We start from the raw sequence: 25,099 nt of genomic DNA on the forward strand, positions 1-25,099 counted from the left end.
TTATTCTGGAACAGGGGATTTTGAGCGAAGAAGAGCTTGAGGAAATTCTAAATCCATTTGAAATGACAGAACCAGGTATTGCTGGGAAAAATCTCCTAAACTGTGAGGAATCCGAATTATAATGGAAAATATAATTACTTAATAAATAAAAATTGAATTTTAAATTATTTGAAAATAGTTAATTTTCCTGAAAGAACCAATTTTTTTAAAGTAAATTTAATAATAAGAGTAAATGTTCAGCATAAATATTATTGAAGAAAGGAGTAATATTGAAATGCAAAAAGAAAAAACTTTATGGCAAAAGTATCGCTCAATTCCATTAGTTTACAGAATTGCAGTATCTTTTATTCTAGGTTCTATAATGGGACTTATTTTTGGAGAAGCAATGGTTTCCATAAAATTTTTAGGAGATATTTTTATCAAATTACTTAAAATGATTGTTATTCCAATTATATTTTTTACTTTAATAATGGGAATGAAGAAATTAAGTCCTTCTAGACTTGGTAGAATTGGTATTCAAACTGTTTTATTTTATAGTTTGACTACAGCTATAGCTATATTAATTGGATTGTTTATGGCAAATCTTATTGATCCAGGTATTGGTTTAACTCTTAAAACCAGTGCTGAGATATCGGCTGAAAAAGCTCCTGGTTTTCAGCATGTTATTATGAATATTTTCCCAGATAATGTTGTAGGAGCAATGGCGGAAGGAAATGTATTACAGACAATATTTTTTGCAATTATTTTTGGAATAGCTTTGGCTATAGTAAAAGAAAGTGGAAAAGCTAAAATTAAAAAAATTGCTGAATTATTATTTGATCTTGTGGAAACAATTTCAGAAGTAATGTTCAAAATAGTATGGGGAATTATGGAATATGGGGTATTAGGTATATTTGCTTTAATGGCTGGAGTTTTTGGGGAATCAGGATTAAATGTAATTATTCCCTTTGCAAAATTAATTTTTTCTTTACTATTAGCTGTAATAGTTCATATTTCAATTACATATCTTTTAATAATAGTAATAGGCTTTTTAAGAAAATCACCACTATCTTTTTTAAATGGTTCCAAAAATACAATGCTGACTGCTTTGAGTATTCGTTCTAGTAGTGGAACTTTGCCTGTGACAATGAATGATGCTGAAAATAATTTAAAAATTGATGAATCTGTTTATAGTTTTACACTTCCTTTGGGTGCAACAATTAATATGGATGGTACAGCAATGTATCAAGGTGTAGCAGCTATATTTGCTGCCAATTTAATCGGGCAGGCATTAACAATAGGAGAACAGATGACCATTGTTTTAACAGCAACCCTGGCGAGTATTGGTACTGCAGGTGTGCCTGGTAGTGGTTTAATTATGCTAACTATGGTTTTAACACAGTTAGGCCTTCCATTAGAGGTTGTTGGTTTTGTGGCAGGAATAGATCCTATTTTAGATAGAATAAGGACTATGAATAATGTAACAGGAGATCTTGCAGTAACTTCTCTTGTAGCAAAACTAAATGATGCTATTGATTTAGATAGTGGAACCTGGATTTAGTAATTAATTGTATTGTTTCTGATAAGTTCAGTAAATTTCAAAATACTTTTGTAGTCCTGGGAATTGATGCAGCTGTTGGTTTTTTTGGTTGAGACGTTTTCTTCTATAAATAGCAAGCTAATGCTTCTTCTTTTATCTATAATTTTATCGGTTTTACCATTATATTTTTGATCTGATATTATTAATCTATTAATCTTTCAGAATTGTAATAGTCAATGAAATTTTCTATATTTTCTTTAGCTTCATAAAATTTCTGATAGATTTCTTTTCTATAGATATTCTTATACACTGGATGCAGATTGCAGATTCAATAAAACGTTTTTTTCCATTGATAAAATTGGTTTGCATAAATTCCATGTAATGAAAGCTGTAAATTAAGATGTTGATCAGGTAAGATGCAATGAACAGAATAAGCAGTTTGATAATAAAGAACTCAAAAGACAATGCACATCTGTCTTAAATACAAGAAGAATTTAATTAAAGGGCAGAAAAAGAAACTAAAATCACTATCCGAAATGAATTTAAAAACAATGAGAGCCTATAATCTTAGATTATTTCTGCAGAAATTCTGGAATATAGATGATCTCACAATAGCAGCAAGTTATCTGAAGAAATAATAACTCTGGGCGATTTGCAGCCAGCTGGAACCAATGGTTGAGATAGGCTGATTTATCTATAGACACTGGCAGGGGATAATAAACGATATTGAAAGCCGAATCAATAATGGTATATTAGAGGGTTTAAACAGTATTGTTTAGACCAGAAAGAGAAAAGCCAGAGGGTTCAGGAATTTTAATAATTTCATGACAGCTATATATTTACAGTGTGGTAAACTTGAATTTGATTTATTTAAAGCATTTATTTAATATTAAAATTCAGGCTGACTTGAGGGTGTATTTAAATTTTACGTTACCACTAATGTTAATATATACCATTTAGGTTATCCACACTAAACAGTTAAGAGCCTATTTCCTCATTAAGCAGGCTTTTTTTATATTCAATTTTTTTCTGCTTCAATAAATTCTATCAGCTTTCTGTAAAAACTAATATCTTTAGAATCCATTTCTTTAAGGTAATCCACCAGCTGTTCCAGCTCTTTATTGTCAGTTATTTCTTTCAGCAGGGATTTTTCTTTAACAGCATTTTTTTCATTAAAATCCAGCAGTGTGTCAATACTGCACTGTAATGTATCAGAAATTTTTTTGAGAATTTCATAAGAAGGCTCCTGATTTTTGCTCTCATAACCGGCCACAGTTGATCTTTTTATTCCCACCAGCTCTGCCAATTCTTTTTGTGTTAAACCGCGTTTTTTTCTCATTTTTTTTAGGTTTTCACCAAAAGACATAAAAACACCTCTGATTTTGTCGAAGGATTAAATAAAAAAGAAAATTTATGTAATTTGACTTGACAAAGTTCTGAATTGACACTATAATATAATTAAAATGTGGTAATTAAGAACAAAATTGTTGTAATACTAAACTGCAGCAGTAGATAAAAAAATAGATTAAAGACTATAAAAGGACAGAGTTCTTCCCCGAACTCTTAAAATTAAGAAAGGAGGGATTAAGTTTAAATAATTAAAATGTGGGGTAACAGATTACAGCTGCCACTGTTCTGTTAGTCAAACACTCTCTGACAAATTATATCATATTAATTAGTTTGTGTAAATTTATCACTGTTACTTTTGCCAGAAGTATCAGAATATTGTTACATACTGAAAATTATAATTTAAGAACTAGGGCTCTGGGCCGGGAGATATATTTCCCCGGCCTTTTTACATGTATAAGTAATAAGTTTGGGTTAATAAAGTTTAGAAATAGAAAAGGGTGTTTTTATGTGCAAAAAAATGAAAGCTGTTGTCAAGGATAAACCTGGAAAAGGTGCTGTATTAAAGGAGGTTGATATTCCGAATTGTGGTCCTGAACAGGTTTTAGTAGAAGTGGAAAGTACTTCAATATGTGGAACAGATCTTCATATTTATGAATGGAATAATTGGGCACAGCAAAACATTAAAGTACCACAGATAATGGGACATGAACTTGCAGGTAAAGTTATAGAAAAAGGTGAAAGAGTTGAAAATGTAGAGATTGGGGACTTTATATCAGCAGAAACACATATTCCATGTGGACATTGTTATCAGTGCAAAACAGGTAAAAGACATATATGTAATGATATGAAAATTTTAGGAGTACACACAGATGGTGTATTTGCTAAATATGCAGTTATAAATAAAGTCGATGTGTGGGAAAATGATGATTCTATTCCTCCTGAATTTGCTTCTCTGCAGGAACCGATGGGAAATGCTATAGATACTATAAGTGCTGGCAATGTAGCCGGAAAAAATATTTTAATTACCGGAGCAGGACCGGTAGGTCTGCTTGCCATAGCTGTTGCCAGAGCATTTGGAGCAGCCATTATTATAGTGAGTGAAATTAATGATTACAGAAAAGAACTTGCGGAAAAAATGGGAGCTGATATTGTTGTTGATCCTACCAGCAGTAATTTAGAAAATGTAGTTATGGATAATACTAATGGAATAGGGGTTGATTTTGCAGCAGAGATGTCCGGAAATGAGAATGCTTTAAAGCACTCACTGAAATCAATTACTTCCGGTGGAAGTATGGCTGTATTAGGTCTGCCGGACGGCAGTGTTGATTTAAATTTAACCGATGATGTAGTTTTTAAAGGTATAGATCTGCACGGTATAACCGGCAGAAAAATGTTTAATACATGGTATACCGCAAAACGTCTGCTGAAAGAAGAACTTGTTGATCTCAGTCCTTTGATTACTCATACCTTTTCATTAGAAGATTTTGAAAAGGGTATGAAGCTAATGGAAGAAGGAAACTGTGGTAAAATAATTTTGAAACCCTGAGGAGGAATTTTTATGAATACCGAATTTCAAAGAGAATTACAAAATAGAATTTCAGATTTAAAAAAAGAAGGACTATATAATAAAATAAAAACTTTAGAGAGTCCACAGGGAGCATGGCTGGAAATTAACGGAGAAGAAGTTTTAAATTTCAGTTCGAATAATTATCTGGGACTGGCAAATCACAAAGAAATTGTTAAAGCTGCTCAGGATGCTCTCAATAAATTTGGAATTGGTCCCGGTGCTGTAAGGAGTATTGCTGGAACTATGACACTGCACAATGAACTCGAAAAAAAGCTTGCAGAGTTTAAAAAAACAGAGGCTGTTTTAACTTTTCAATCCGGTTTTAATGCCAATTTAGCTGTAATACCTGCACTTGTTGGCAGAGAAGATACTATAATTAGTGATGAATTAAATCATGCCAGTATAATTGATGGAACCCGTCTTTCTGGTGCTGAAGTAAAAGTCTATAACCACGTAGATATGAAATCATTGGAAGAGGTTCTGCAGTCAGATTGTAAGGGGAGAAAATTAATTGTGACAGATGGTGTTTTCAGCATGGATGGAGACATTGCTCCACTGGCAGATATCGTTGAGTTAGGTAAAAAATATAATGCTTTAGTTATGGTTGATGATGCTCATGGTGAAGGTGTTTTAGGGTCTCACGGACGCGGTATTGTTGATCACTTTAATCTTCATGGAGAAGTGGATATTGAAGTAGGAACTTTTTCTAAAGCAATTGGAACAGTTGGTGGATGTGTTGCTGGAAGTAAAGTACTTAAAGAGTATTTAAAACAGCAGGGAAGACCATTCTTGTTTAGTTCTGCAGTTACACCACCAGATATAGCAGCAACAATTAAAGCAGTAGAAATTTTGCAGAGAGATGATAAATTAGTCAGTAAACTCTGGGAAAATGGTGATAAATTTAAAGAAAAATTAAAAGAAGCTGGTTTTGATGTAGGCCACAGCGAAACTCCTATTACACCGGTTATGATAGGTGATGCAAAAACTGCTCAGGAATTGAGTGACAGACTATTTGAAGAAAAAATATTTGCACAGTCGATCGGTTACCCAACTGTACCGAAAGGGAAAGCAAGAATAAGGGTTATGATTTCAGCTGTTCACAGCAGTGATGATCTGGAATATGCTGTAGAAAAGTTCAAAAAGGTAGGTAAAGAAATGGATTTAATTTAGATAAAATTAATTCTAAAAAATTTTATAATCAACAAATTTAAAACTCCTTTCTTATTGAAGTAGAAAATTCAATAAGAAAGGGGTACTTAAATAATAGAAAAGAAAGAAAATTCTAAAATAACATATATAATAGTTAGTTAGAAACATTTTATTTATATTTTAATAAACTAGAAGTTTCCTTTTCTATTTTAGTTAATTAAAATACAGTAAAATCAAAATATTTTAAGGGGTGTCTAATTAATGAAAAAATTAGGTTTGGTTCCCAGGTTATTGATAGGTATTATAATAGGTATAATAATTGGTATGATTTTTCCTACCTGGATGTCTAGACTGATTTACACATTTACTCATATTTTTGGAGAATTTTTAAATTATATTGTTCCCTTTGTAATTTTAGCATTTATTATTCCTGGAATTGCAGAACTTGGTGATAAAGCAGGTAAACTTTTAGGTTCCACAGTTTTAATTGCTTATGGGTCTACTATTACTGCAGGTACAATTGCTTATTTAATTGCAAGCAGAATAGTACCTGCTATTGTAAAAAGTGCTTCTGTTGCTAATCCTGAAGAAGGGGGATTGGAGCCATATTTAAAATTGGAAATTCCACCATTACTTGGTGTGATGACAGCACTTGTAACTGCTTTTATAATTGGTCTGGGTATAAATTATATTAGATCTCAAAAAAATCTTCAAAACCTGTATGGATTTATGAATGAATTTAGAGAGATAATAGTATTAGTTATTGAAAAAGTAATTATACCATTTTTACCATTTCATATTGCCGGTGTATTTGCAAATATGGCACATTCCGGGACTGCATTTCAAACCCTTAGTGTCTTTGGTAGGGTATTTGCCTTAATTATAGCAATGCATCTTGGTTATTTGGTACTACTGTTCTCAATTGCTGGTGGATTTTCTGGTAAAAATCCATTTACAAGTTTAAAAAATATGATTCCAGCTTATACGACTGCTATTGGTACTATGTCGAGTGCAGCAACAATCCCAGTAACTTTAAAAAGTGCGAAAAAGAATAATATTAGTGAACGAGTTGCTGATTTTGTTATTCCCTTAGGTGCTACAGTTCATTTAGCAGGAAGTACAATTACATTAACAACCTGTGCCATTGCAGTAGTATTAATCCAGGGGGGAACACCAGTATTTGGACATTTCTTTCATTTTATAGTTCTACTTGGTGTAACGATGATTGCTGCACCTGGAGTTCCTGGTGGGGCAGTAATGGCTGCTTTAGGCCTTCTAACCTCCATTCTTGGCTTTGGTGAAGGTGCAACTGCGTTAATGATTGGACTTTATCTGGCTCAGGATAGTTTTGGAACAGCATGTAATGTTACTGGTGATGGAGCAATTGCTATAATAGTTGATTCACTGCGGAAAAAAAGTAGAGAAGGGGTAAATGCAGCGTAATGCAAAAAAGGTTGATTTAGATAATTCGTAGTATTAGTGTTTTTTAGAATATATAATACCAGGACATTTGTCCTAAATATAAATTTTTAATTTAGTTAGAATCATTTTTTAAAATTTTAAGGTTCATATGGTCAAAATAAGGAGATGAAATTTATGCATAATTTAAAAAAGGTTGATCCGGAAATGGTTGATATAATTGCTGAAGAAAAAAATCGTCAGGCTAAAAATATTGAACTTATTGCATCCGAAAATTTTGTTAGTGAAGCTGTAATGGAAGCAGCTGGTTCTATATTAACTAATAAATATGCAGAAGGATATCCTCATAAAAGATATTACGGCGGCTGTGAAGTAATAGATAAAGCAGAAGAACTGGCAATAAAAAGAGCAAAAGAACTCTATAATGCAGAACATGCAAATGTGCAGCCTCATTCAGGATCTCAGGCAAATCAGGCTGTTTATTTATCACATGTTCCAGTTGGTGGAACTATTCTGGCTATGGATTTAACTCACGGTGGACATTTATCTCATGGGAGTCCAGTTAATATATCCGGTAAATACTTTAACTTTGTCCATTATGGAGTAACAAAAGAAGAAGAAATTATAGATTATGATCAGGTCCAATCTTTAGCAGTAGAACATAAACCAAAATTAATTGTTGCTGGCGCAAGTGCATATCCGCGTGTGATTGATTTTAAAAAATTCAAAGATATTGCTGATTCAGTTGGAGCATTATTTATGGTAGATATGGCACATATTGCTGGTCTGGTAGCTGTTGGACTGCATCCTAATCCAGTAGAAGAGGCTGATTTTGTGACAACCACAACTCACAAGACACTTAGAGGTACCAGAGGAGGAATGATTCTCTGCAAAAAAGAATATGCAAAAGATATTGATAAGGCAATTTTCCCGGGCCTGCAGGGTGGTCCTCTAATGCACATAATAGCAGCAAAAGCAGTTGGTTTTAAAGAAGCACTGACAGATGAATTTATGGATTACCAGCAGCAGATTATTGATAATGCACAAACTTTAGCTCATGAATTAAAATCACATGGTATGCGGCTGGTTTCTGGTGGAACTGATAATCACCTTATGCTTGTGGATTTAACCAATATGAATATAACAGGTAAGGAAGCAGAAGAGGCGCTGGATAAAATTGGAATTACAGTTAACAAAAATACAATTCCCTTTGAGACAAGGAGTCCATTTGTAACAAGTGGAATCAGAATAGGTACACCTGCAGTTACTACCAGGGGTATGAAAGAAAAAGATATGAAAAAAATAGCTGAATTTATATTTGAAGCATTAAAAGCTTCAGATGATGAAAAAACTCTTAAAGAACTAAAAAATAAGGTACATAAATTTTCTGAACAATTTATCAACTAATTAAAATTAAATACTTAACATTCAGGCCGGGATATCCCAACAGAACAATAGTACCGGGTACAAATGAAATTTTTCACTTGTACCCGGTACTATTTCCTTTTTATGTACCCGGTACCTATCTTTTTTTTCTAAAAATACAGCAGGATTATTTTAACAAATGTAGAATTATACCATAATTGTACTAAAATAATTTTTTTAGGAGGTCAGCAGATGAGCAGAAAAGAATTAGGCAGGAACATATTTTTAAAAATGTCACTATTTATTTTTATTTCATTAATTGTTTTTTCTTTTACTATCTGTACTGCAGTAGAAGGTAAATCTAATAATACAGTGATGGGTGGTTCAGAATTTATTCAGGCTGTAGTGGATAATAATATTGATCAGATTAAAAATTATGTGGAGCAGGGAGGAGACCCAAATCTAAAGCTAACATATCAGGGAAAGGAAACCTATCCCCTCATTATGGCTGTAAGGACAGATAATATTGATCTGGCCAAACTGCTGCTTAATAATGGTGCAGATATTTCTATTACCAATTCTAAGGGACAAAATGCCTACCAGATAGCACAGAACTCCGAGGTGAATCCACTGCTGTTGGCAGAGTTATATAAAGCTAAAAGCAGGTGGGAAGAAGAAACTGGAGAGACTTTAACTGCTGATACTGGTAATTCTGATAAAAATGGACAATCTAACAGCAGTGCTAAAAATGAAACTAAAAAAATTGCAGTTACAAAAAAAATCAGAGATGAAAGAAAAAAAGAAGAGAATAAAATTATCGAAATTGTTACCAAAGAGAAAACTAAGATTTTCACCTATACTAGTGGTGAATCATTCACAAAAAGGATGGGCGGTTTTAATGATGCTATTTTCAGTCAGAATGGAAAAACTCTTGTCTTAGTTGAAAGTTATGATAAAGGTCACAGAACAGTCAATGGGAATAGGCAGTCAAGAGATTATCACAAATTCAGTCTTTATCGGCTCAAAAACGGAGTATATAAATTTATTGACAGTTTAAATTTTAATACTTTTGTAGATACAGGCGGCCGATCCTATAGAGAGAATTATAATATGGCATTATCTCCTGATGGAAGTCTAATAGCTATACATAGAGAAAATAATATTTATTTATATCAGGGGGATAATTTCAATTTTATTTCTACTTTACCAATATCAAACTCTGATGAAGGATATTATATCGCAATAAGCCCTGATAATAAATATATTTCGGGAATTTATAGTTCTCGCTCAGATGATGTTTATTATAATAAGTGGTCAATCAGCCGGAAAAGTAAAGTTGTTACTAGAGAAAAAATTAATTTAATTAAAAATAATGCTTCAGGAAGATATATATATAAAGGTCTTGATTATTCTCCTGATGGCCGTTATTTAATAATAAAAGGGTATTTATATGCAGACCCTGGAGATTATTATACGGTGGCACTGATTGATGCAGAAAGTTTAGAGGTAATAAATGATTTTAATGCCGCCCAAAAAAATGATGTAACAGCAGATTATGTATTTGACCTATATTTCGATGGGGTTGGCAAATATGCATTTCTGCACACCTATGACAGCCATAAATTATTTAATTTACAAGAAAAAAGAATTGAAGATCTAAATTTTGAAGAGAGAATTAAGTTTTATGCAAGTGAAGATTTAGTTGACGGAAAATTTTATAAAAACTGGCTGGTAGGACTTTACAGTAGAAATGCTTTTTATGAGGTACTGCTGACCGAAAGTGATTCTGCTGAATATGCAAAAAAAGCAGTGAAAAATAAAAAACTAACATTTGATGAGAAGATTTATGGAATAAGCTATTTATATGATACTGATGAATGGGTGATCGCTGCCAGAGATGGGCTCCATTATATTGAAGCAGAAGATCAGGAAGAATATGAAGCAGCAAAACAGGCAGAAGCTGAAAAAGAAGCTCTGGCAGCAGAGCGAGATAAAAAGCTGGCAAAAATGGTGGCAGAAAGACAGAAAAAAAGAGAAAAAGCAGAAGCATTATACAAAGAAAGTCTTGAACTTATCAATGTTGGCTTTGTTGATCAGGGTTATAATAAATATATAGAGGCTGTTAAGACCGATCCTTTAACAGCCCGAAATATGGCCAGACTTGATCAGCTTTATAATATGCTGGGGACTATAGAAGTTTATCAGCTGGCAGAAATTTTCCGCTATCAAAAAGAAGTTATTTTAAATCAGGATAAAACAGCCAAACTCGGATTTATTCCTGAGCTGAAAAATAATCAGTGGAAGATCAAATCAGTTACTGCAGGTACTCCAGCTGAAGAGGCCGGAATGGAAGTTGGTGACCACATATTATTATTTGATGAGCAGTATCCAGAAAATCAGGAGGAATTATTCTGGCTTTTAGAAGAAAAATCTCCCGGTGATCAAATTGGATTAACATTTATAAGTGCTGATGCAGAAGGTGATTATAAAGAAGATGCTTATTTTAGACTTGTAGAAGGATATAGAGAAAATTCAGCAGTGGCAAAGCTGACAAATAGGATATTTGACTATGGACTGCTTGCTTTTAGAAGTGGACACAACCATTTGACCAGAAAAAGTATTGAAGAGCTGGAAAAACTGGCGGAAAAATATCCAGCTGATTTTTATCCACAGCTAAAAGAAGTAAATAAAGACTCAATTATTATTTTGGAAGCTCTGCTTAAAACATCAGCTGACAGCAGCAGTGCCTACAATTATATGCTGGAAAAATTGGATGGAAGAAAGCTGAATGAAGTACTGCAGGGATATTTTAAATTTTTTATTACAGCAGAAATAATGGCACCACTTTATGCAGATAGAGTTAAATTGTCATATTTTACAGGTGTTCCGCAGGAAGAACTGCCGGAAGTAGAAATGTGGCCACAGCAGAAATTGAATTTTGTTGATTTGAACGGCAGCTTCATACAGGGCCAGGCAGCAGACCCGTATAAAAAATAGTGCAGGAGGCTTTACCGTATCTTTTGGAAGGAACAGCTGCATATCAGTCTCAGATTTACAGAGGTGCAATTCAGTCTGTAGGAGGATCACAGATGAAGGCTGTCCTTTCTCTTGGTATGACAAAATGGGAGGGAATAAGGCATATTATTCTGCCACAGGCTCTGAGGAAAGTTATTTCGGCCTTTTATTTCCACTTTACATCAGCTTTTTTTCTGGGTACAGTTCGCTGATATTCAACATCAGGATAACCGATTATCATAACTGTCACGAGCACTTTGTTTTCTTTAAGGTTGAGAAAATCTTTAATTTCCTGATTATCTTCTGCAGCTGTTACAGAAAAGCCGCTGAATACGACTCCCAAATTTAGTGCATTTGCCATCAATTCCATGTTTCCGGATGCAAGTGCAGCATTTACCGGAGATTCTGCAGAAACTGCTATCACTGCCGGAGCATTGAAAAACAGGTTTTGACCCTCCTCGGGGCAAGCCCCCGAGGATTCCTGCTTCTTAGAAGTAGTAATCCACCATCTCCACAGGCTTAAAATCCTGTTAGCCCAACAGTATATCCTCTAACTTGCCTTTTGTATTTTTAAACCTTCATCTAAGATGTTTTTGCTAGCATTAATATCTCTATCGTGTACTTTTCCACATTCAGGACACTTCCACTTTCTAATATTTTGCCTTTAACTTTTTGAGATTTACTGAATTTAACCCATCCCAATTTAGGCAGCTTAATCTTATTATCCTTTATTTCAATATTGGTAGTTCCACTTTTTCGAATAAACTTATTAGTTCGATAAGAATTTTTAATATTCTTTTTAGATTTAAACTGGGGAAAATTATATTTGCCGCTAAAAAAATTATTAAAAGCTTTATCTAAATCTTTAAGAGCATTTTGTAAAGCAAATTTATCTGGCTCTTTAAGCCACATTAATTCTCTTTTTAATTGTGTTAGCTGCTTAGAATATTCAGTATATGTTTTATATTTATCTTCTTTAGCTTTTGCAAGAAAATGGTTATATACATACCTTGTACAACCAACTGATTTATTTATTAATATTTTTTGTTTTTTATTAGGATATAGCCTGAACTTATATCCTTTTTCTCTTATAATTTTTTTGCTTGTCATGCTTTCACCTCCTCACTAATATTACGTTACGTCAAATCTAATAGTTTTTTTAAAAGTATTAATAGTTATCATAATTGCCAGGTTAGGAATCTGCATAAAATGAAGGAATCGCCTCCTCTGAGCTAGTAAATAGTAATTGAGAAGTCACAACCTTCTACACCTAGAAAGGAAGTGTTACCTTCCATCTTCATCTCACTGACTTCTTCACTGTGTATTTTCAAAAGCAAAATTAAAGCTATCTGATACTACCCCGTATGGGTATATAGTATTTACATTAAACATATCATTTGATTTATTGTTTGTCAAGAAATTTTCACGAATGTGAACTTTCCTTTGTCAGTTTTAATAATTTTTACCCATTATTCCTATGAGGTATATTTAAGAATAAAAATTTTTCTCCCGTCTTCCAATTTGTAGGATACTGAGTTAAGATATATAATAAACTAAGGCAGCATTCAAGGGAAAATTTATTCAAAAGATTACAGGGAGGTTAAGTTCGAATTTTTAGCTGATGATATGGATGTTAAAATCTTTCGCGCTGAAAAACTTCTCTTTGACAGATCTATCAGGGAGAAGTTTTTTGAACTGCAGCAGCTTAACTGCTTTGTATTTATTAAATTTAAATAAAAAGGTGGGATTTATGTGAAATCTATTGATTTAATTGAAGATCTTTCCAATGCAAATGGTATTTCTGGATTTGAAGATGAGGTTCTTGAGGTGATCAGGGATTATGTCGGAGATGACCTTATGGTTAAAGAAGACAAGCTGAGAAATCTTTATCTGTATCATAAAAACTTTGATAAAACAAAGCCGGTGCTGATGCTAGATGGACACTCAGATGAAATAGGATTTATGGTCAAATCGATCAACAAAAATGGTACTCTTAAATTTATTACAATCGGCGGCTGGTATTCGCAGAATGTGCCGGCACATAAGGTTAGAATCAGAAATAAAGATGGGAAATATGTTAAAGGTATTGTAGCATCAAAACCACCTCATTTTATGACAGATGAAGAAAAAGATAAGGTTATTAAAATTAATGAGATGGTAATTGATATTGGAGCTGTAAACAGGGAAGAAGTTTTGAGAGATTACCGGATAGAAGCCGGTGCTCCCATTATCCCCGATGTTGAGTTTGAATATTATGAAGATAGAGAAATTATGACAGGTAAAGCTTTTGACAACAGGCTGGGTACCGCCTGTGTGGTTGAAATAATGAAAGAGTTAAAAGATGATCAGCTGGATATAAATATTGTTGGTGCACTATCGGCTCAGGAAGAAGTTGGTACAAGGGGAGCAGAAATTACGGCGCGAACTGTTAAACCAGATCTGGCAGTTGTTTTTGAAGGTACACCGGCTGATGATACATTTAAGGATGAATATGATGCTCAGGCAAAATTAAAAAGTGGTCCACAGATAAGGCATATAGATGTTTCTGTTATAGCAAGTCCGAGATTTACAAAATTTGCCCGCCGGACAGCTAAAAAAAATGATATACCTTTTCAGGATGCAGTGAGGGTTGGTGGAGGTAATGATGGAGGCAAAATAGCTTTAAGCAGTTCCGGAATACCAACTATTATTATAGGAGTACCGGCTAGGTATGCCCACACCCATTACGGGATTTCCTCTTTTGAAGATTACAAAAATACTGTCAGGTGGAGTACGGAGATCATTAAAGCTTTAAATAGAGATGTTATTAGTTCTTTTTAGATTTTTTCCGTGAAAAATCATTTCAATATATCAAAATTAAATATTTAGTCTTAATTTAAATAAAAAGCACCTATAATTGCATGCTTATGTTAGGAAATTTATTTAGAGAATCTGGAGTAATGATTTCCATTTTTGGTTAATTAAATGATTTTAGTAGTATGTAAATCATTTTTGTTTTAGATAATTATGCAGCTGAAGGAGGTGTTGATATGTAAAAAATATTTTATAAGAATTGTTCAGTATATAAGAAAAATGTTCAAAAAGATTTTACAGTACTTAAATTATTTAAGGGGGAAAATATATGAAAGCTTTAGAAGGAATTAGAGTAGTAGACCTTGGCCATGTTCTAGCAGCTCCGTTTTGTACAATGATTCTGGCTGATTTAGGAGCAGAAGTTATAAAGGTTGAGCCACCTTTTGGTGATGATTCAAGAGAATTTGGACCATTTGCTGAAAAAGGTGATGAAATTCAGAGTGGATATTTTATAAGTGTTAACCGTAATAAAAAGAGTACTTGTATTAATTTAAAGACTGAAGAAGGTAAAAAAATACTTACTGAACTGATCAAAAAATCAGATGTTGTAGTGGAAAACTTTCGTCCAACAACTATGAAAAAATTAGGTTTTTCCTATGAAGATATGAAAGAAATTAAGTCAGATATTATTTATTGTTCAATATGTGGTTTTGGACATGACGCTTTACCAGAATATGCTACAAAACCAGCTTATGACATGGTAGCCCAGGCATATAGTGGACTAATGAGTATTACTGGTCCAGTAGGAGGACCTCCCTGTAGAGTTGGATCTTCTGTTGGAGATATTTTTGCAGGACACCAGGGAGCTATAGGAATACTGGCAGCTTTACAATACAGAGAAAAGACCGGTGAAGGTCAACATGTCGATATATCTATGGTAGATGGATTAGTTTCTGTTCTTGAAAATGCTGTAGTTCGCTATACTATAAATGGTGAAATTCCAGGTCCATTAGGTGGAGCTCATCCCACTATTGTTCCTTTCCAATCTTTTGAAACAAAAGATGACTGGATAATTACTCCTATTGGTAACGATAAATTGTGGAAGGACTTCTGTAAGGCAATTGATAAAGAAGAATTAACAGATCATCCTAAATTTAAAACAAATCGTCTCAGAACAGAAAATAAGGATGAACTCATTCCAATTCTTGCAGAAGTTATGAAATCTAAAACTACTAAGGAATGGATTGACATTTTTGAAGAATATGGTTTACCATATTCACCACTAAATACAGTTGATAAAGTAGTTGAAGATGACAATATTAATTATCGGGGTATGATGAAAGAGGTAGAACAACCTGGAATTGGTAAAGTGAAGATTGCTGGTTCTCCATTGAAATTATCTAAGACTCCTGGAGAAGTAAGATCACATGCTCCAAAACTTGGCGAAAATACAGAAGAGGTTTTGAGTAAGTTGTTGAATTACAGTAATAAAGAAATTGAAAATCTTAAAAATAATGAAGTTGTTAAATAATTAAGTAGTTCAATAAATATAATCTGAGGGGGCAGTAATGCCCCCTCGGAAAAAGGAGGATCTTAAATGGAAATATTGGGAATGGGTTATGTGGCCTTGTTTATGTTAATTGGTTCATTTTTAGGTAGAATTTTAGGTCAGTTAATAGGTGTTGGCGGAGATGTCGGTGGTGTTGGTATTGCTATGCTTTTAATGGTGGTTACTACAAATTATTTAAAATCAAAAGGTAGACCACTCCATAAAAATACTGAACGGGGAGTTAAATTTCTCAGTGCTATTTACATTCCTGTAATTGTAGCCATGGCTGCACGCTTAAATGTTGTAGGTGCTCTTAGAGGAGGATTTGTTGCCTTGTTAGCAGGAGGAGTAGCAACTATAGGTGCCATGTTTTTAGTACCTTTAATTTCAAAATTGAGAAAAACAAATGATTAGAGAGGAGTGATAATAAATGTTTCAAGCAGCTTTAGAATCCTTTATGGGGGCAGATCATCTTATAATTGCAATTGCCTTAGTAGCTTTTATTATGTTAATTACTAAAAAAATATCTAAAATGTTAGGAGAAGAAAGAATTGCTTCTGCTTTGGCCATTATTACGGGTTTAATACTGGCATATATAGGAGGAAGAACAACAGGCGGTGATAGTGGTCTGGCTGATGTATATATTTTTGGAGGAGCAAGTGGATTAGGTGTGGGTTTGCTTGGAGGTAGTATGATTAGAGATTATACTATTATTTCAACAGCTTATGGTGTAAAAACTGAAAATTTAAAAAAAGCGGGTCCGATTGGAGTCATCTCTCTTTTTATTGGTGTTATATTTTCATTTATAGTTGGTGCCCTAATAGCCAGAATTCTAGGATATACAAATCCAGCTGAAATAACTACAATAGGTGCTGGAGCAGTAACATTTATAGTTGGACCTGTAACAGGAACATCTCTAGGAGTAAGTTCAGATATAATTGCTTTATCAGTAGCAGCAGGTCTTGTAAAGTCTATTTTGACTATGATAATAACTCCATTTATTGCTGATTTGATTAACCTAGATAATCCCACTGCTGCTATGGTATATGGAGCTTTAATTGGAACAACGAGTGGTGTAGCTGGTGGATTGGCTGCAACAGATAAAGAACTTGTTCCTTATGGGGCGATGACTGCAACATTTTATACAGGTCTAGGAACTTTGTTAGTACCCTCAGTAGGCTTTCTTCTTATGAGAATGTTATTTGCTTAGCTATTTAAATAGGGCAATTTTAAATTATTATCCTGGGTCACTTTTAGATTATCATATATATAAATTTTGTGTAAAAGACCAGATAAATGTAGTAGAGGAGTAGAGAGGTGTAAAAAAGACGTAGATTGTTTTTGTGATTTAAAAATGATAAATAATATTCTCAATATGTAAAAGCTCCCTCATTATGCGGGAGCTTTCTTTTTAGTTAAAATTGATATACACCTGTTTGCGACAGTATGGTGGCACAGTAATGTGTTATATTAATATTAGGTAAAAACTTCTTGTTTTTAAGAAGGTTTATTCTGATAAATCGAGAATTTTAATAAATAGAAAATAAAAGTATTTTAAGTATATGGCGACTTTGTGTGACTTTAATCGACATAATATTTAGAATGAGGTGGTTTAAAATGCAGAGTAACTTCTCTTTTTTAAAGACGAAGTGGTCAAATTTAGCAGAAATAGCTGAACTGGCAGAAGAAAACTTATATCAGGACCCAAATACTACAATTGTCAAATTAAGGATGTTTACAGAACAGATTGTAGATTATATATATGCCTATGATAATTTAGAAGAACCTGAAGAAAACAGCTTTTTTAATAAATTAAAATTACTGGAAAGAGAAGAATTAATTCAAGGAGAAATTGAAGATGTATTCCATACTTTAAGAATTGAAGGTAATAAAGGTGTACATGAGTCTTTAGATTCGACTGAAACTGCTAAAACCCTGCTTTCTTTAAGCCATAAACTTGCTGTCTGGTTTATGCAGCTTTATGGAGACTGGAATTATGAAGCAGAAGAATTTAAACTTCCCGAAAAAAATGATGAGCAAAAAACAGACTTAACAGCACTTGAAAATAAATATGATAGTCTGATTGAAGAACTACAGCAAGAAATAGATGATTTAAAGAAAAGTCAGAACAGTCAGGAAATAGAAGATAGAAAAGAAAAAAGCAGAAAAATAAGTAACAACTTAGTATTTAATGCTGATGAAGATAATATTATTAAAATTAATAAAGATAACAGCATTGAAATCAGTTCAGAATATAAGTTTATAACTACAGATACTATTGAAGATAAAACACCAGCTTATAAAGACTCCTGGGATGCTGTAAGAAGAGCTTTTAGCGGCAGACAGTGTCTTGCCTACTGGCGTTATCCGCTTTTTTCTAAACGAGGCGAAAAACATAAAGAACCTGATATTACAATAATTGATAAAGATTTAGGTGTTGTAGTCTTAGAAATAATTGATATTAAATTAGATGAACTGACTAATGCTCAGTATGAGCGCTGGGATTTTAAAAATGGCAGCAGCCAGGAAGTGATCTATAAAGTTGAAGATAACTTATATGAACTAAAGGGTCTTTATCAGGGTAATAGAAACCTAAGAAGAATTAAAGAGAGTTCTGCAGTGATTTTACCTGAGATAACTAAAGAGCAATGGTTAGAACAAGACTTTGATGATAAAAAAATTATTTTTAAAGATCAATTAACACCGAAGAAATTTTTGAATAGAATTGAAGAAATTGATACTTTAGCAGGAAATGAAAAGTTGAGCAGTGAAGCCTGGAATGATATCTTAATGATATTAACAGGTCAGATTACTCACAGTGTTCAAAGTTCTACAGATATTAATTCCACTAATGAATCGGATAAATTGAAAAAGCGCAGTCAGATAAAACAGAAAATTAAAGAGGATCTTTATGAAGTAGATATGCAGCAGGAGGTAATTGGTAAAACAATACCACCCGGTCCCCAGCGGATTAGAGGAATTGCTGGTTCAGGTAAAACTGTACTTTTAGCTCAAAAAGCTGCTCATATGCATTTGAAACATCCTGACTGGAAAATAGCTTTAGTATTTTTTACCCGCAGCCTATATGATAGCGTCATCGAAGAGGTAAATAAATGGCTTAAAAGATTTAGTAATGGCAAGGTTGAATATGATCCAAATAATAATAATTTACAAGTATTACACGCCTGGGGAGCTAAGGATCAGCCAGGATTTTATAGAGAATTGTGTAAGGCTCATGGTAAAAAACCATTAAGTGCTAGAAGAAAAAAATTAGTAGATGGAGCCCCAAATGAAAAGTTAGTTCATGCCTGCAAATATTTGTTGGAAGATGTTGCTGAAATAAAAGAAATTTATGATGCAGTTTTAATAGATGAAGCTCAGGATTTAGTAGTTGATAATGAAGAAATAAAATATGAGAATAAACAGCCATTTTACTGGCTTGCTTATCAGAGCTTAAAAACAATCGATAAAGATAAGGATAAACGTCTGATCTGGGCTTATGATGAAGCACAGAGTCTGAATTCACTAAATATACCTACTGCACCACAGCTATTTGGGGATGATCCGCATTTTAAAAGATTGGTCAGTGGTTTTCATCCCGGTGGAATTAGAAAAAGTGAAATTATGAATAAATGCTACAGGACTCCTGGCCCAATTTTAACTGCAGCTCATGCAATAGGAATGGGGCTTTTAAGAAAAGACGGAATGCTTAGAGGCTATACAACTCAGGAAGACTGGGAAAATATAGGTTATGAAATAAAGGAAGGGAGCTTTAATCCAGTAGGACAGAAGGTAGTCTTACATCGTCCTAAAGAAATGACTCCCAACCGGGTACCGGAATTATGGCCGGATGATATTATAAAATTTAACAGCTATAATACTCGTAAGGAAGAGCTTAACAATTTAGTGGAAAAAATAAAATATAATATTGAAGTCGATGGCCTCTCACCAAGTAGAGATATTTTAGTTATTGCTTTAGGAGAGAGTAGAGAAGCATATAATCTAAAAGTCAGAGCTGCTAAAAGGCTCAATAAAGAAGGATTTGATATTTATATTCCTAAAGCACTGAAAAATAATATTTTTTATCCCAAATTTCCTAATGAAGATAGAAATAAATTTTGGAATGAGGGTGGAGTTACCTTTACAACTACTTACAGAGCCAAGGGTAATGAAGCTTATATGGTCTATGTAATTGGTCTGGATAAAATTGCAGAAGATGAAAGTAATTTTGCCTTAAGAAACCAATTGTTTGTAGCTCTAAGCAGAACTAAAGGCTGGTTAGAAGTTAGTGGCATTGGTGATTTCCCGATGTATGATGAATTTAGAAAAGTTATTAAAAGTGGCAATACTTTTGAATTTAACTTTCAGAGGCCGCTATTAGAAAAGAATGAAAAGAAAAAAGAAGCAAGACAAATAAAAATTAATGATATAGTTGAACTAAACGATGGAGAAAGAGCAAAAGTAATTGAAAGGAATGATAAACAGCTGATAGTTAAAGTATCTCAAGATGAGACTAGAGTTATAAAAAATAATGAATGCAAGTTTATAAAAGAAGGTAAAAAAGTTTATTAAATAATTATATTGGAGAGATGATATATGCAGGATATTGTAAAAAATGGATTAAATCTTTTTAAATATTTAGAAGAAGTCATTCGATTGAGTTATAAGGTAACCTATAATGTTGATAACTACAACAACCTTTTATTATACGAATATCAGTTTCAGTCTGAAGAATTTATTACTATAGAAAAAGAAACAGAATTATCTCCTCCAGTAATAACAATTAAGAGGCCAGATGAGCCAGAGAGACCGGAAATACCAGAAATATTAAAAGGATGGATTGAATTTGAAGAAAATGATAAATACATTCTGCCAACTAAAATAAATAAAAAATCTGTTGTTAATGAAACTGGAGAGGAAGAAGAGATATATTTTTCTGATGAGGATCAAAGAATTGAAAGCTATCAGAAGTATGTAAATAAATTAGAAAATTGGTTAGAAGAAATTGAGCCGGTTTTAAAAATCAGAGATATTTATAATAAGTTATTCCAGGAAAGAAAAGCTCTGGATTATCAGGATAATATTGAGTTTGTAGTTGGTTATGGTTTAATGCAGTGGCAGAAAGATAATTCATTCCTCAATTATCCAGTTATTACCCACAATATGACTATTAATTATGATGGTAAATCAAATGAAATAAAAATTACATATCCAGATGATGCAAGCTGGATGTTACAGGACGAGCAACTTTCAGAATTTACATCTATGTCAGAAAGAGAAAGTATAAAAAAGGTCTTCAATGAATTAGTGAGTTCAGATCCTACTGAAGAGGGATTTCTTGATTTATTATATTTTTTAAAAGGACTGGCTCCAGGTGCGGAAGTCAAAAAAATAGATAAATTAGATTCAGCTAAGATTAGTCAGGATTTAAAAATTTTTGACGGCTGGCTTTTATTTACCCGCAAAAAAACAATTGTTGAACAGATAAAGGATATTGATGAATTTAAAAAGGAAATAAAAAATGCTTCAGCTATTGATAATCCAATTTTAGAACAAATTTTAACTCCACCGGAAGATAAAAAAATTGATCACAGTCAAATTGATACCCACACCGAGTGGGACAGCACTTTGGATAAGAAGGTCTTATTTCCTAAGAAAATCAACCAAGAACAGGTACGTATTTTAGATTATCTGCAGCAGAGTCAGGGAGTTGTAGTCCAGGGACCTCCTGGTACTGGTAAAAGTCACACGATTGCCAATCTTGTCTCTCATTTTGTCGCCAGTGGGAAAAGAGTATTAGTGACCAGTGAAAAAGAACAGGCTTTAAGAGTGTTATCTGATATGCTGCCTGATGCTGTTGAAAAATTAAGTATGACTGTTTTATCAAATGATGATGACAGGATTAAGAGGCTGGAAAGAGTAATAGATAATATCACTAATATAGTTTCCAACTCATCTGAAGCCCAATTATTTGAAAAGAGATCAAATCTGGAAAAATCATTTGAACATAAAAGAAAGAAATTAGAGTCTATCAAAGCAGATATGAAAAAATTATCTAATGCTGATAAGGCAGTATTTATAGAACCAATGGATAAAGAATTATATCCAGCTGATGCTCAGAGATTTGTTAAAAATGAAGAACATAAATATCAATGGTTTAATGATTTTCCTGCCTATGAAATAGAAGAAAAAAGAACTAAATTTGAAGAGATCATAAAACTACATTCGACAAATATTCCTTCAGCTGAAAGTCTCAGTGAAGCTTTAAAAATTAGAAAAGATATTGAAGATAATCTGGAAGATTTGGTAAATTATAAGCTACCTGATCTAAATCAAATAATAACCAAAGCAGAATTTGAAAAGATTGCAGAAAACAAGTATGAAATTGCAAAAAAAGAAGCAGATATTAATAAATATTTTGAGGGCTTAGAGTTAAAAAATAATTTAGATGATTTAAAAGAAGCATATAATTTTACTCAAGAAGTAAATGAGATTTATTCTGATATTGAAGAAAGCTGGGCTCTGGAGTTTATTGAAAACAATAAAAAAGAGATGGATAATATTGAAAAAAGTTTAAAAGAAATAAATGAGTTAAATAATAAAATGCAAAAAGAGGCAGAAAAATTAAGTTTTACAGATAATATAGAGCTTAATGATAAATATGATTACGAGAGTTATCAGAAGTTTATTGATCAGGCTCTTGAGAGAGTTGAAAATGGGAAAAATGCCTGGAATGTTTTAAGCTTCTTTGGTCTATTAGATAAGGGGCAGAAAGAGGCTATTAAATCTGTCCGTTTAAATCAGGAACTTCCAGAAACAAAAGAGACTTGGAAAAAGATTAAAGCATATATTGAAAGCAAAATTATTCAAAAAGAACTTATTGTCAAATGGGATAATTTTGCTGCTAATTTTATAGATAATAATTTGCCTGAAATAAAAATAGAAGACAAGGCGAAAAAAGTGAATTCAATTGTTAACAAAATTGTTAATGCCTTTAACTATAATAAATCCTTAAAAAATCAATTAAAAATGAAATTAAATAAAGTGATCTATGGTTCTGGAAAAATAATTCTAAATAATCTAGAAAAAGAATTTACAAATATATTAGAGGTTTTAGAGCTTAAAATAGATAATTTAAAGTTGAATCAGGCTGATGATAAATATAGCAAGCAAAAAGAATATTTATTGAAATTTAAAAATAAAAATGTTCATCCTACAGCTTTAAAATTGTTTGAAATCTTAGAAAAAGATTTTGCAGAATTCAGAGATCATGTAGATAGCTGGGGAGAACATTATAATCAATTAGTTAAATTAGATAAGGCTCAAAAAAAGCTGCAGGAAATGAAAAGTTATTTAGAGATTCTTAAAAAAGAAGCTTTTCGCTGGTATCAGGATTGGTTAGATTCTGAAATTGATTCTAATGAGCTTAAACCAGATAACTGGAAAGAAGCCTGGAAATTTAATATTCTAAAATCTTATCTAAAAGATATAGCAGATAAAAATGAGAAAATGTCTAAATTAGAAGCTGAACTTAAAGAAAATCAGGATAAGATTAGAGAATTAAAAGAAGACATTGTGGAAGTGACTACCAAAATTAGTTTGATCAATAATATTACTCAAAAGAATATAGGGGCCTTAAAAAGCTGGAAAAGTATGGTCAAAAAAATTGGAAAGGGTTATGGTAAATATGCCAGTAAATATGCTGCCAAAGCCCGTAAATATATGAAAGAAGCTAGAGATTCTGTACCTGCCTGGATAATGCCTGTCTATAAGGTTTCTGAGACAACAGTGAAAAAAATGTCAACTTTTGATGTTGTCATTATTGATGAGGCAAGTCAATCTAATGTAACTAGTTTACTGGCCCTTTTGCGAGCTAAAAAAGCAATTATTGTTGGAGATGAAAAACAGATTACTCCTTCTGCAGTAGGTAGAGATAAGCAGAAAGTTTTAGATTATATTACTCGTTATTTAGGTGATATTCCTTTTAGTGATAACTTTGACTTAGAAACTAGTATTTTTGAGTTAGCAGAAATATTTTTTGGGACAAAGAAATTGATGTTAAAAGAACATTTTAGATGTTTACCTGAGATTATATCTTTTAATAATGATCTTTTTTATCAAAATAAAATAATTCCATTAAGAAATCCGGCTCAGAGCGAAAAATTAGAGCCTGTTTTAGAAAATGTTTATGTAAAAGATGGTTATAGAAAAAATAAAGTTAATAAAGTAGAGGCAGAAGCAATTTGTAAAAAAATAGCAGAGTTAATAAAAAAAGATAAATATCGAGATAAAACCTTTGGTGTTATCTCTTTAACCGGAAGAGATCAGGCCAAACACATTTATAATTTAATTGATAATTATATTAGTACTAATGATCAAGAAAGAATAAGATTTCATGCTGGCGATGCTTATGATTTTCAGGGTGATGAAAGAGATATAATTATTTTATCAATGGTTGTTGGTGGTCAGAATGATAATTATCGAGCTTTATCCGGTAAAACCTATGAACAGCGAATTAATGTTGCTACCAGCCGGGCTAAAGATAAATTAATCTTATTCCATTCCGTTCAATTGGGAACTGATCTTACCAATCCAGATGATCTGCGCTATAAATTATTGAATTATATTAAAAATGGAATTACAGAAAAAGATTTAGATGAAAATAAAAAGAAAAAATGTGATTCTGTATTTGAAGAAGATGTCTATGACTGGTTAACTGAACGCGGATATGAAGTTACACCTCAGGTAGAAGTAGGTGCTTATAGAATTGATCTGGTTGTTGAAGGAGAAAACAACAGACTGGCTGTAGAGTGTGATGGTGACCGCTGGCATCCACCGGAAAAATGGTGGGCTGATAAAATGCGTCAGCATCAATTAGAAAGAGTTGGCTGGACCTTCTGGCGAGTATCAGGTTCTGCTTTTTATAATGATCCAGACCAGGCAATGAGTTCTGTAATTAAAATACTTAATTCTTTAAATATAAAACCTCAAAAAAGAAAAAAAGAATTTGAAGAAGAGTCTAAACAAATTGAAATAGATAATGAGAATCAGGATAGATTAAAAGAGCATAATCAAGTAAAGGATAATGAAAATGATGAAGTTGGCTCTAATAGTTTTCAAGTTATCAGCAGCCAAAAAGAAATCACTGAAAATGAAGAATTAAATCTTAAGTTTGATTTTGGAGAAAGTAATGAAGAAGACTTTGATGAGTTTGATCTACACGATATTGTAGAAAATTATGATGGTAGAACAGGGAAAGTTTATGATATTGAAAATGATCATCTGATTGTTATTAACGAAGCAGGCAAGATTGAAAAGTGGAAGATCAAAGATGTTGATTTGATTAGGCCAAGTTGATTTTAGCAGAAAGGGG

At 32.7% G+C, this 25,099-nt stretch carries 18 protein-coding genes and 1 pseudogene; 14 read left to right on the plus strand and 5 right to left on the minus strand.

Annotation, left to right across the window (positions count from 1 at the left end; genetic code table 11):
- Positions 1-274: 274 nt before the first annotated feature.
- The gene (locus tag DFR78_RS07430; RefSeq protein WP_114458212.1) at positions 275-1,540 is read left to right on the plus strand and encodes a dicarboxylate/amino acid:cation symporter; all 1,266 of its coding nucleotides are present in this window, start codon (positions 275-277) and stop codon (positions 1,538-1,540) included.
- Positions 1,541-1,721: 181 nt separating this feature from the next.
- On the opposite strand, the gene DFR78_RS12405 is transcribed toward DFR78_RS07430, so the two are convergent.
- Positions 1,722-1,829, minus strand: a complete 108-nt coding sequence (locus DFR78_RS12405; protein ID WP_158531730.1) for a hypothetical protein — start codon at positions 1,827-1,829, stop codon at positions 1,722-1,724.
- A 154-nt stretch (positions 1,830-1,983) separates the two neighbouring features.
- On the opposite strand from DFR78_RS12405, the gene DFR78_RS12410 reads away from it, so the two are divergent.
- Positions 1,984-2,157, plus strand: a complete 174-nt coding sequence (locus DFR78_RS12410) for a transposase (RefSeq protein WP_114458214.1) — start codon at positions 1,984-1,986, stop codon at positions 2,155-2,157.
- A gap of 380 nt (positions 2,158-2,537) precedes the next feature.
- Here the strand turns inward: DFR78_RS12410 and DFR78_RS07445 are convergent, their stop codons facing one another.
- On the minus strand, positions 2,538-2,885 hold the full coding sequence (locus DFR78_RS07445; protein ID WP_114458215.1) for a helix-turn-helix domain-containing protein: 348 nt from the start codon (positions 2,883-2,885) through the stop codon (positions 2,538-2,540).
- A gap of 489 nt (positions 2,886-3,374) precedes the next feature.
- Here DFR78_RS07445 and tdh point away from each other — a divergent pair, with 489 nt between their 5' ends.
- The 6 genes from tdh (at position 3,375) to DFR78_RS12165 (ending at position 11,596) form a co-directional block, all read left to right on the plus strand.
- Positions 3,375-4,415, plus strand: a complete 1,041-nt coding sequence (tdh, locus tag DFR78_RS07450) for an L-threonine 3-dehydrogenase (protein WP_114458216.1) — start codon at positions 3,375-3,377, stop codon at positions 4,413-4,415.
- Positions 4,416-4,421: 6 nt separating this feature from the next.
- Positions 4,422-5,606, plus strand: a complete 1,185-nt coding sequence (locus DFR78_RS07455; RefSeq protein ID WP_114458217.1) for a glycine C-acetyltransferase — start codon at positions 4,422-4,424, stop codon at positions 5,604-5,606.
- Positions 5,607-5,846: 240 nt separating this feature from the next.
- Positions 5,847-7,028: a dicarboxylate/amino acid:cation symporter gene (locus DFR78_RS07460; protein WP_114458218.1), complete on the plus strand. Its 1,182-nt coding sequence runs from the start codon at positions 5,847-5,849 to the stop codon at positions 7,026-7,028.
- A 153-nt stretch (positions 7,029-7,181) separates the two neighbouring features.
- Positions 7,182-8,411, plus strand: coding sequence for a serine hydroxymethyltransferase (gene glyA, locus DFR78_RS07465; protein WP_114458219.1), 1,230 nt, complete (start codon positions 7,182-7,184; stop codon positions 8,409-8,411).
- 210 nt (positions 8,412-8,621) lie between these two features.
- The gene (locus DFR78_RS11930) at positions 8,622-11,366 is read left to right on the plus strand and encodes a PDZ domain-containing protein (protein ID WP_158531731.1); all 2,745 of its coding nucleotides are present in this window, start codon (positions 8,622-8,624) and stop codon (positions 11,364-11,366) included.
- 92 nt (positions 11,367-11,458) lie between these two features.
- Positions 11,459-11,596, plus strand: a complete 138-nt coding sequence (locus tag DFR78_RS12165; protein ID WP_233487023.1) for a hypothetical protein — start codon at positions 11,459-11,461, stop codon at positions 11,594-11,596.
- Here the strand turns inward: DFR78_RS12165 and DFR78_RS07480 are convergent.
- The 3 genes and pseudogenes from DFR78_RS07480 to DFR78_RS12420 all read right to left on the minus strand — a co-directional run.
- Positions 11,551-11,931, minus strand: a complete 381-nt coding sequence (locus DFR78_RS07480; protein WP_114458221.1) for a nitroreductase family protein — start codon at positions 11,929-11,931, stop codon at positions 11,551-11,553. The genes DFR78_RS12165 and DFR78_RS07480 overlap by 46 nt on opposite strands.
- Positions 11,932-11,934: 3 nt before the next feature.
- On the minus strand, positions 11,935-12,039 hold the full coding sequence (locus DFR78_RS12415) for a zinc ribbon domain-containing protein (protein ID WP_369834951.1): 105 nt from the start codon (positions 12,037-12,039) through the stop codon (positions 11,935-11,937).
- 371 nt (positions 12,040-12,410) lie between these two features.
- A pseudogene (locus DFR78_RS12420) lies at positions 12,411-12,494 on the minus strand (helix-turn-helix domain-containing protein); the annotation flags it as partial.
- Positions 12,495-13,136: 642 nt separating this feature from the next.
- Here DFR78_RS12420 and DFR78_RS07495 point away from each other — a divergent pair.
- From DFR78_RS07495 to DFR78_RS07520, 6 genes are all read left to right on the plus strand, one after another.
- Complete coding sequence (locus tag DFR78_RS07495; RefSeq protein ID WP_114458222.1) at positions 13,137-14,204, plus strand: M42 family metallopeptidase; 1,068 nt, start codon at positions 13,137-13,139, stop codon at positions 14,202-14,204.
- Between the two features lie 301 nt (positions 14,205-14,505).
- Positions 14,506-15,708: a CaiB/BaiF CoA-transferase family protein gene (locus DFR78_RS07500; RefSeq protein WP_114458223.1), complete on the plus strand. Its 1,203-nt coding sequence runs from the start codon at positions 14,506-14,508 to the stop codon at positions 15,706-15,708.
- A 66-nt stretch (positions 15,709-15,774) separates the two neighbouring features.
- Positions 15,775-16,140, plus strand: a complete 366-nt coding sequence (gene madL, locus DFR78_RS07505) for a malonate transporter subunit MadL (protein ID WP_114458224.1) — start codon at positions 15,775-15,777, stop codon at positions 16,138-16,140.
- A gap of 16 nt (positions 16,141-16,156) precedes the next feature.
- Positions 16,157-16,936, plus strand: a complete 780-nt coding sequence (gene madM / locus DFR78_RS07510; protein WP_114458225.1) for a malonate transporter subunit MadM — start codon at positions 16,157-16,159, stop codon at positions 16,934-16,936.
- A gap of 407 nt (positions 16,937-17,343) precedes the next feature.
- The gene (locus DFR78_RS07515; protein WP_158531732.1) at positions 17,344-20,298 is read left to right on the plus strand and encodes a DEAD/DEAH box helicase; all 2,955 of its coding nucleotides are present in this window, start codon (positions 17,344-17,346) and stop codon (positions 20,296-20,298) included.
- Between the two features lie 24 nt (positions 20,299-20,322).
- Positions 20,323-25,083: an AAA domain-containing protein gene (locus DFR78_RS07520; protein ID WP_114458227.1), complete on the plus strand. Its 4,761-nt coding sequence runs from the start codon at positions 20,323-20,325 to the stop codon at positions 25,081-25,083.
- Positions 25,084-25,099: the final 16 nt, after the last annotated feature.

The sequence above is a fragment of the Halanaerobium sp. MA284_MarDTE_T2 genome, assembly GCF_003337245.1.
GTDB lineage: Bacteria > Bacillota > Halanaerobiia > Halanaerobiales > Halanaerobiaceae > QPJE01.

Excerpts from the sequence above, each read along its gene's own strand:
- DFR78_RS07430 (WP_114458212.1), top strand. The coding sequence starts at position 275 with ATGCAAAAAGAAAAAACTTTATGGCAAAAGTATCGCTCAATTCCATTA.
- DFR78_RS12410 (WP_114458214.1), top strand. The coding sequence starts at position 1,984 with ATGCACATCTGTCTTAAATACAAGAAGAATTTAATTAAAGGGCAGAAA.
- DFR78_RS07445 (WP_114458215.1), bottom strand. The coding sequence starts at position 2,885 with ATGTCTTTTGGTGAAAACCTAAAAAAAATGAGAAAAAAACGCGGTTTA.
- tdh (WP_114458216.1), top strand. The coding sequence starts at position 3,375 with ATGTGCAAAAAAATGAAAGCTGTTGTCAAGGATAAACCTGGAAAAGGT.
- DFR78_RS07460 (WP_114458218.1), top strand. The coding sequence starts at position 5,847 with ATGAAAAAATTAGGTTTGGTTCCCAGGTTATTGATAGGTATTATAATA.
- glyA (WP_114458219.1), top strand. The coding sequence starts at position 7,182 with ATGCATAATTTAAAAAAGGTTGATCCGGAAATGGTTGATATAATTGCT.
- DFR78_RS11930 (WP_158531731.1), top strand. The coding sequence starts at position 8,622 with ATGAGCAGAAAAGAATTAGGCAGGAACATATTTTTAAAAATGTCACTA.
- DFR78_RS12165 (WP_233487023.1), top strand. The coding sequence starts at position 11,459 with ATGAAGGCTGTCCTTTCTCTTGGTATGACAAAATGGGAGGGAATAAGG.
- DFR78_RS07500 (WP_114458223.1), top strand. The coding sequence starts at position 14,506 with ATGAAAGCTTTAGAAGGAATTAGAGTAGTAGACCTTGGCCATGTTCTA.
- madL (WP_114458224.1), top strand. The coding sequence starts at position 15,775 with ATGGAAATATTGGGAATGGGTTATGTGGCCTTGTTTATGTTAATTGGT.
- madM (WP_114458225.1), top strand. The coding sequence starts at position 16,157 with ATGTTTCAAGCAGCTTTAGAATCCTTTATGGGGGCAGATCATCTTATA.
- DFR78_RS07515 (WP_158531732.1), top strand. The coding sequence starts at position 17,344 with ATGCAGAGTAACTTCTCTTTTTTAAAGACGAAGTGGTCAAATTTAGCA.
- DFR78_RS07520 (WP_114458227.1), top strand. The coding sequence starts at position 20,323 with ATGCAGGATATTGTAAAAAATGGATTAAATCTTTTTAAATATTTAGAA.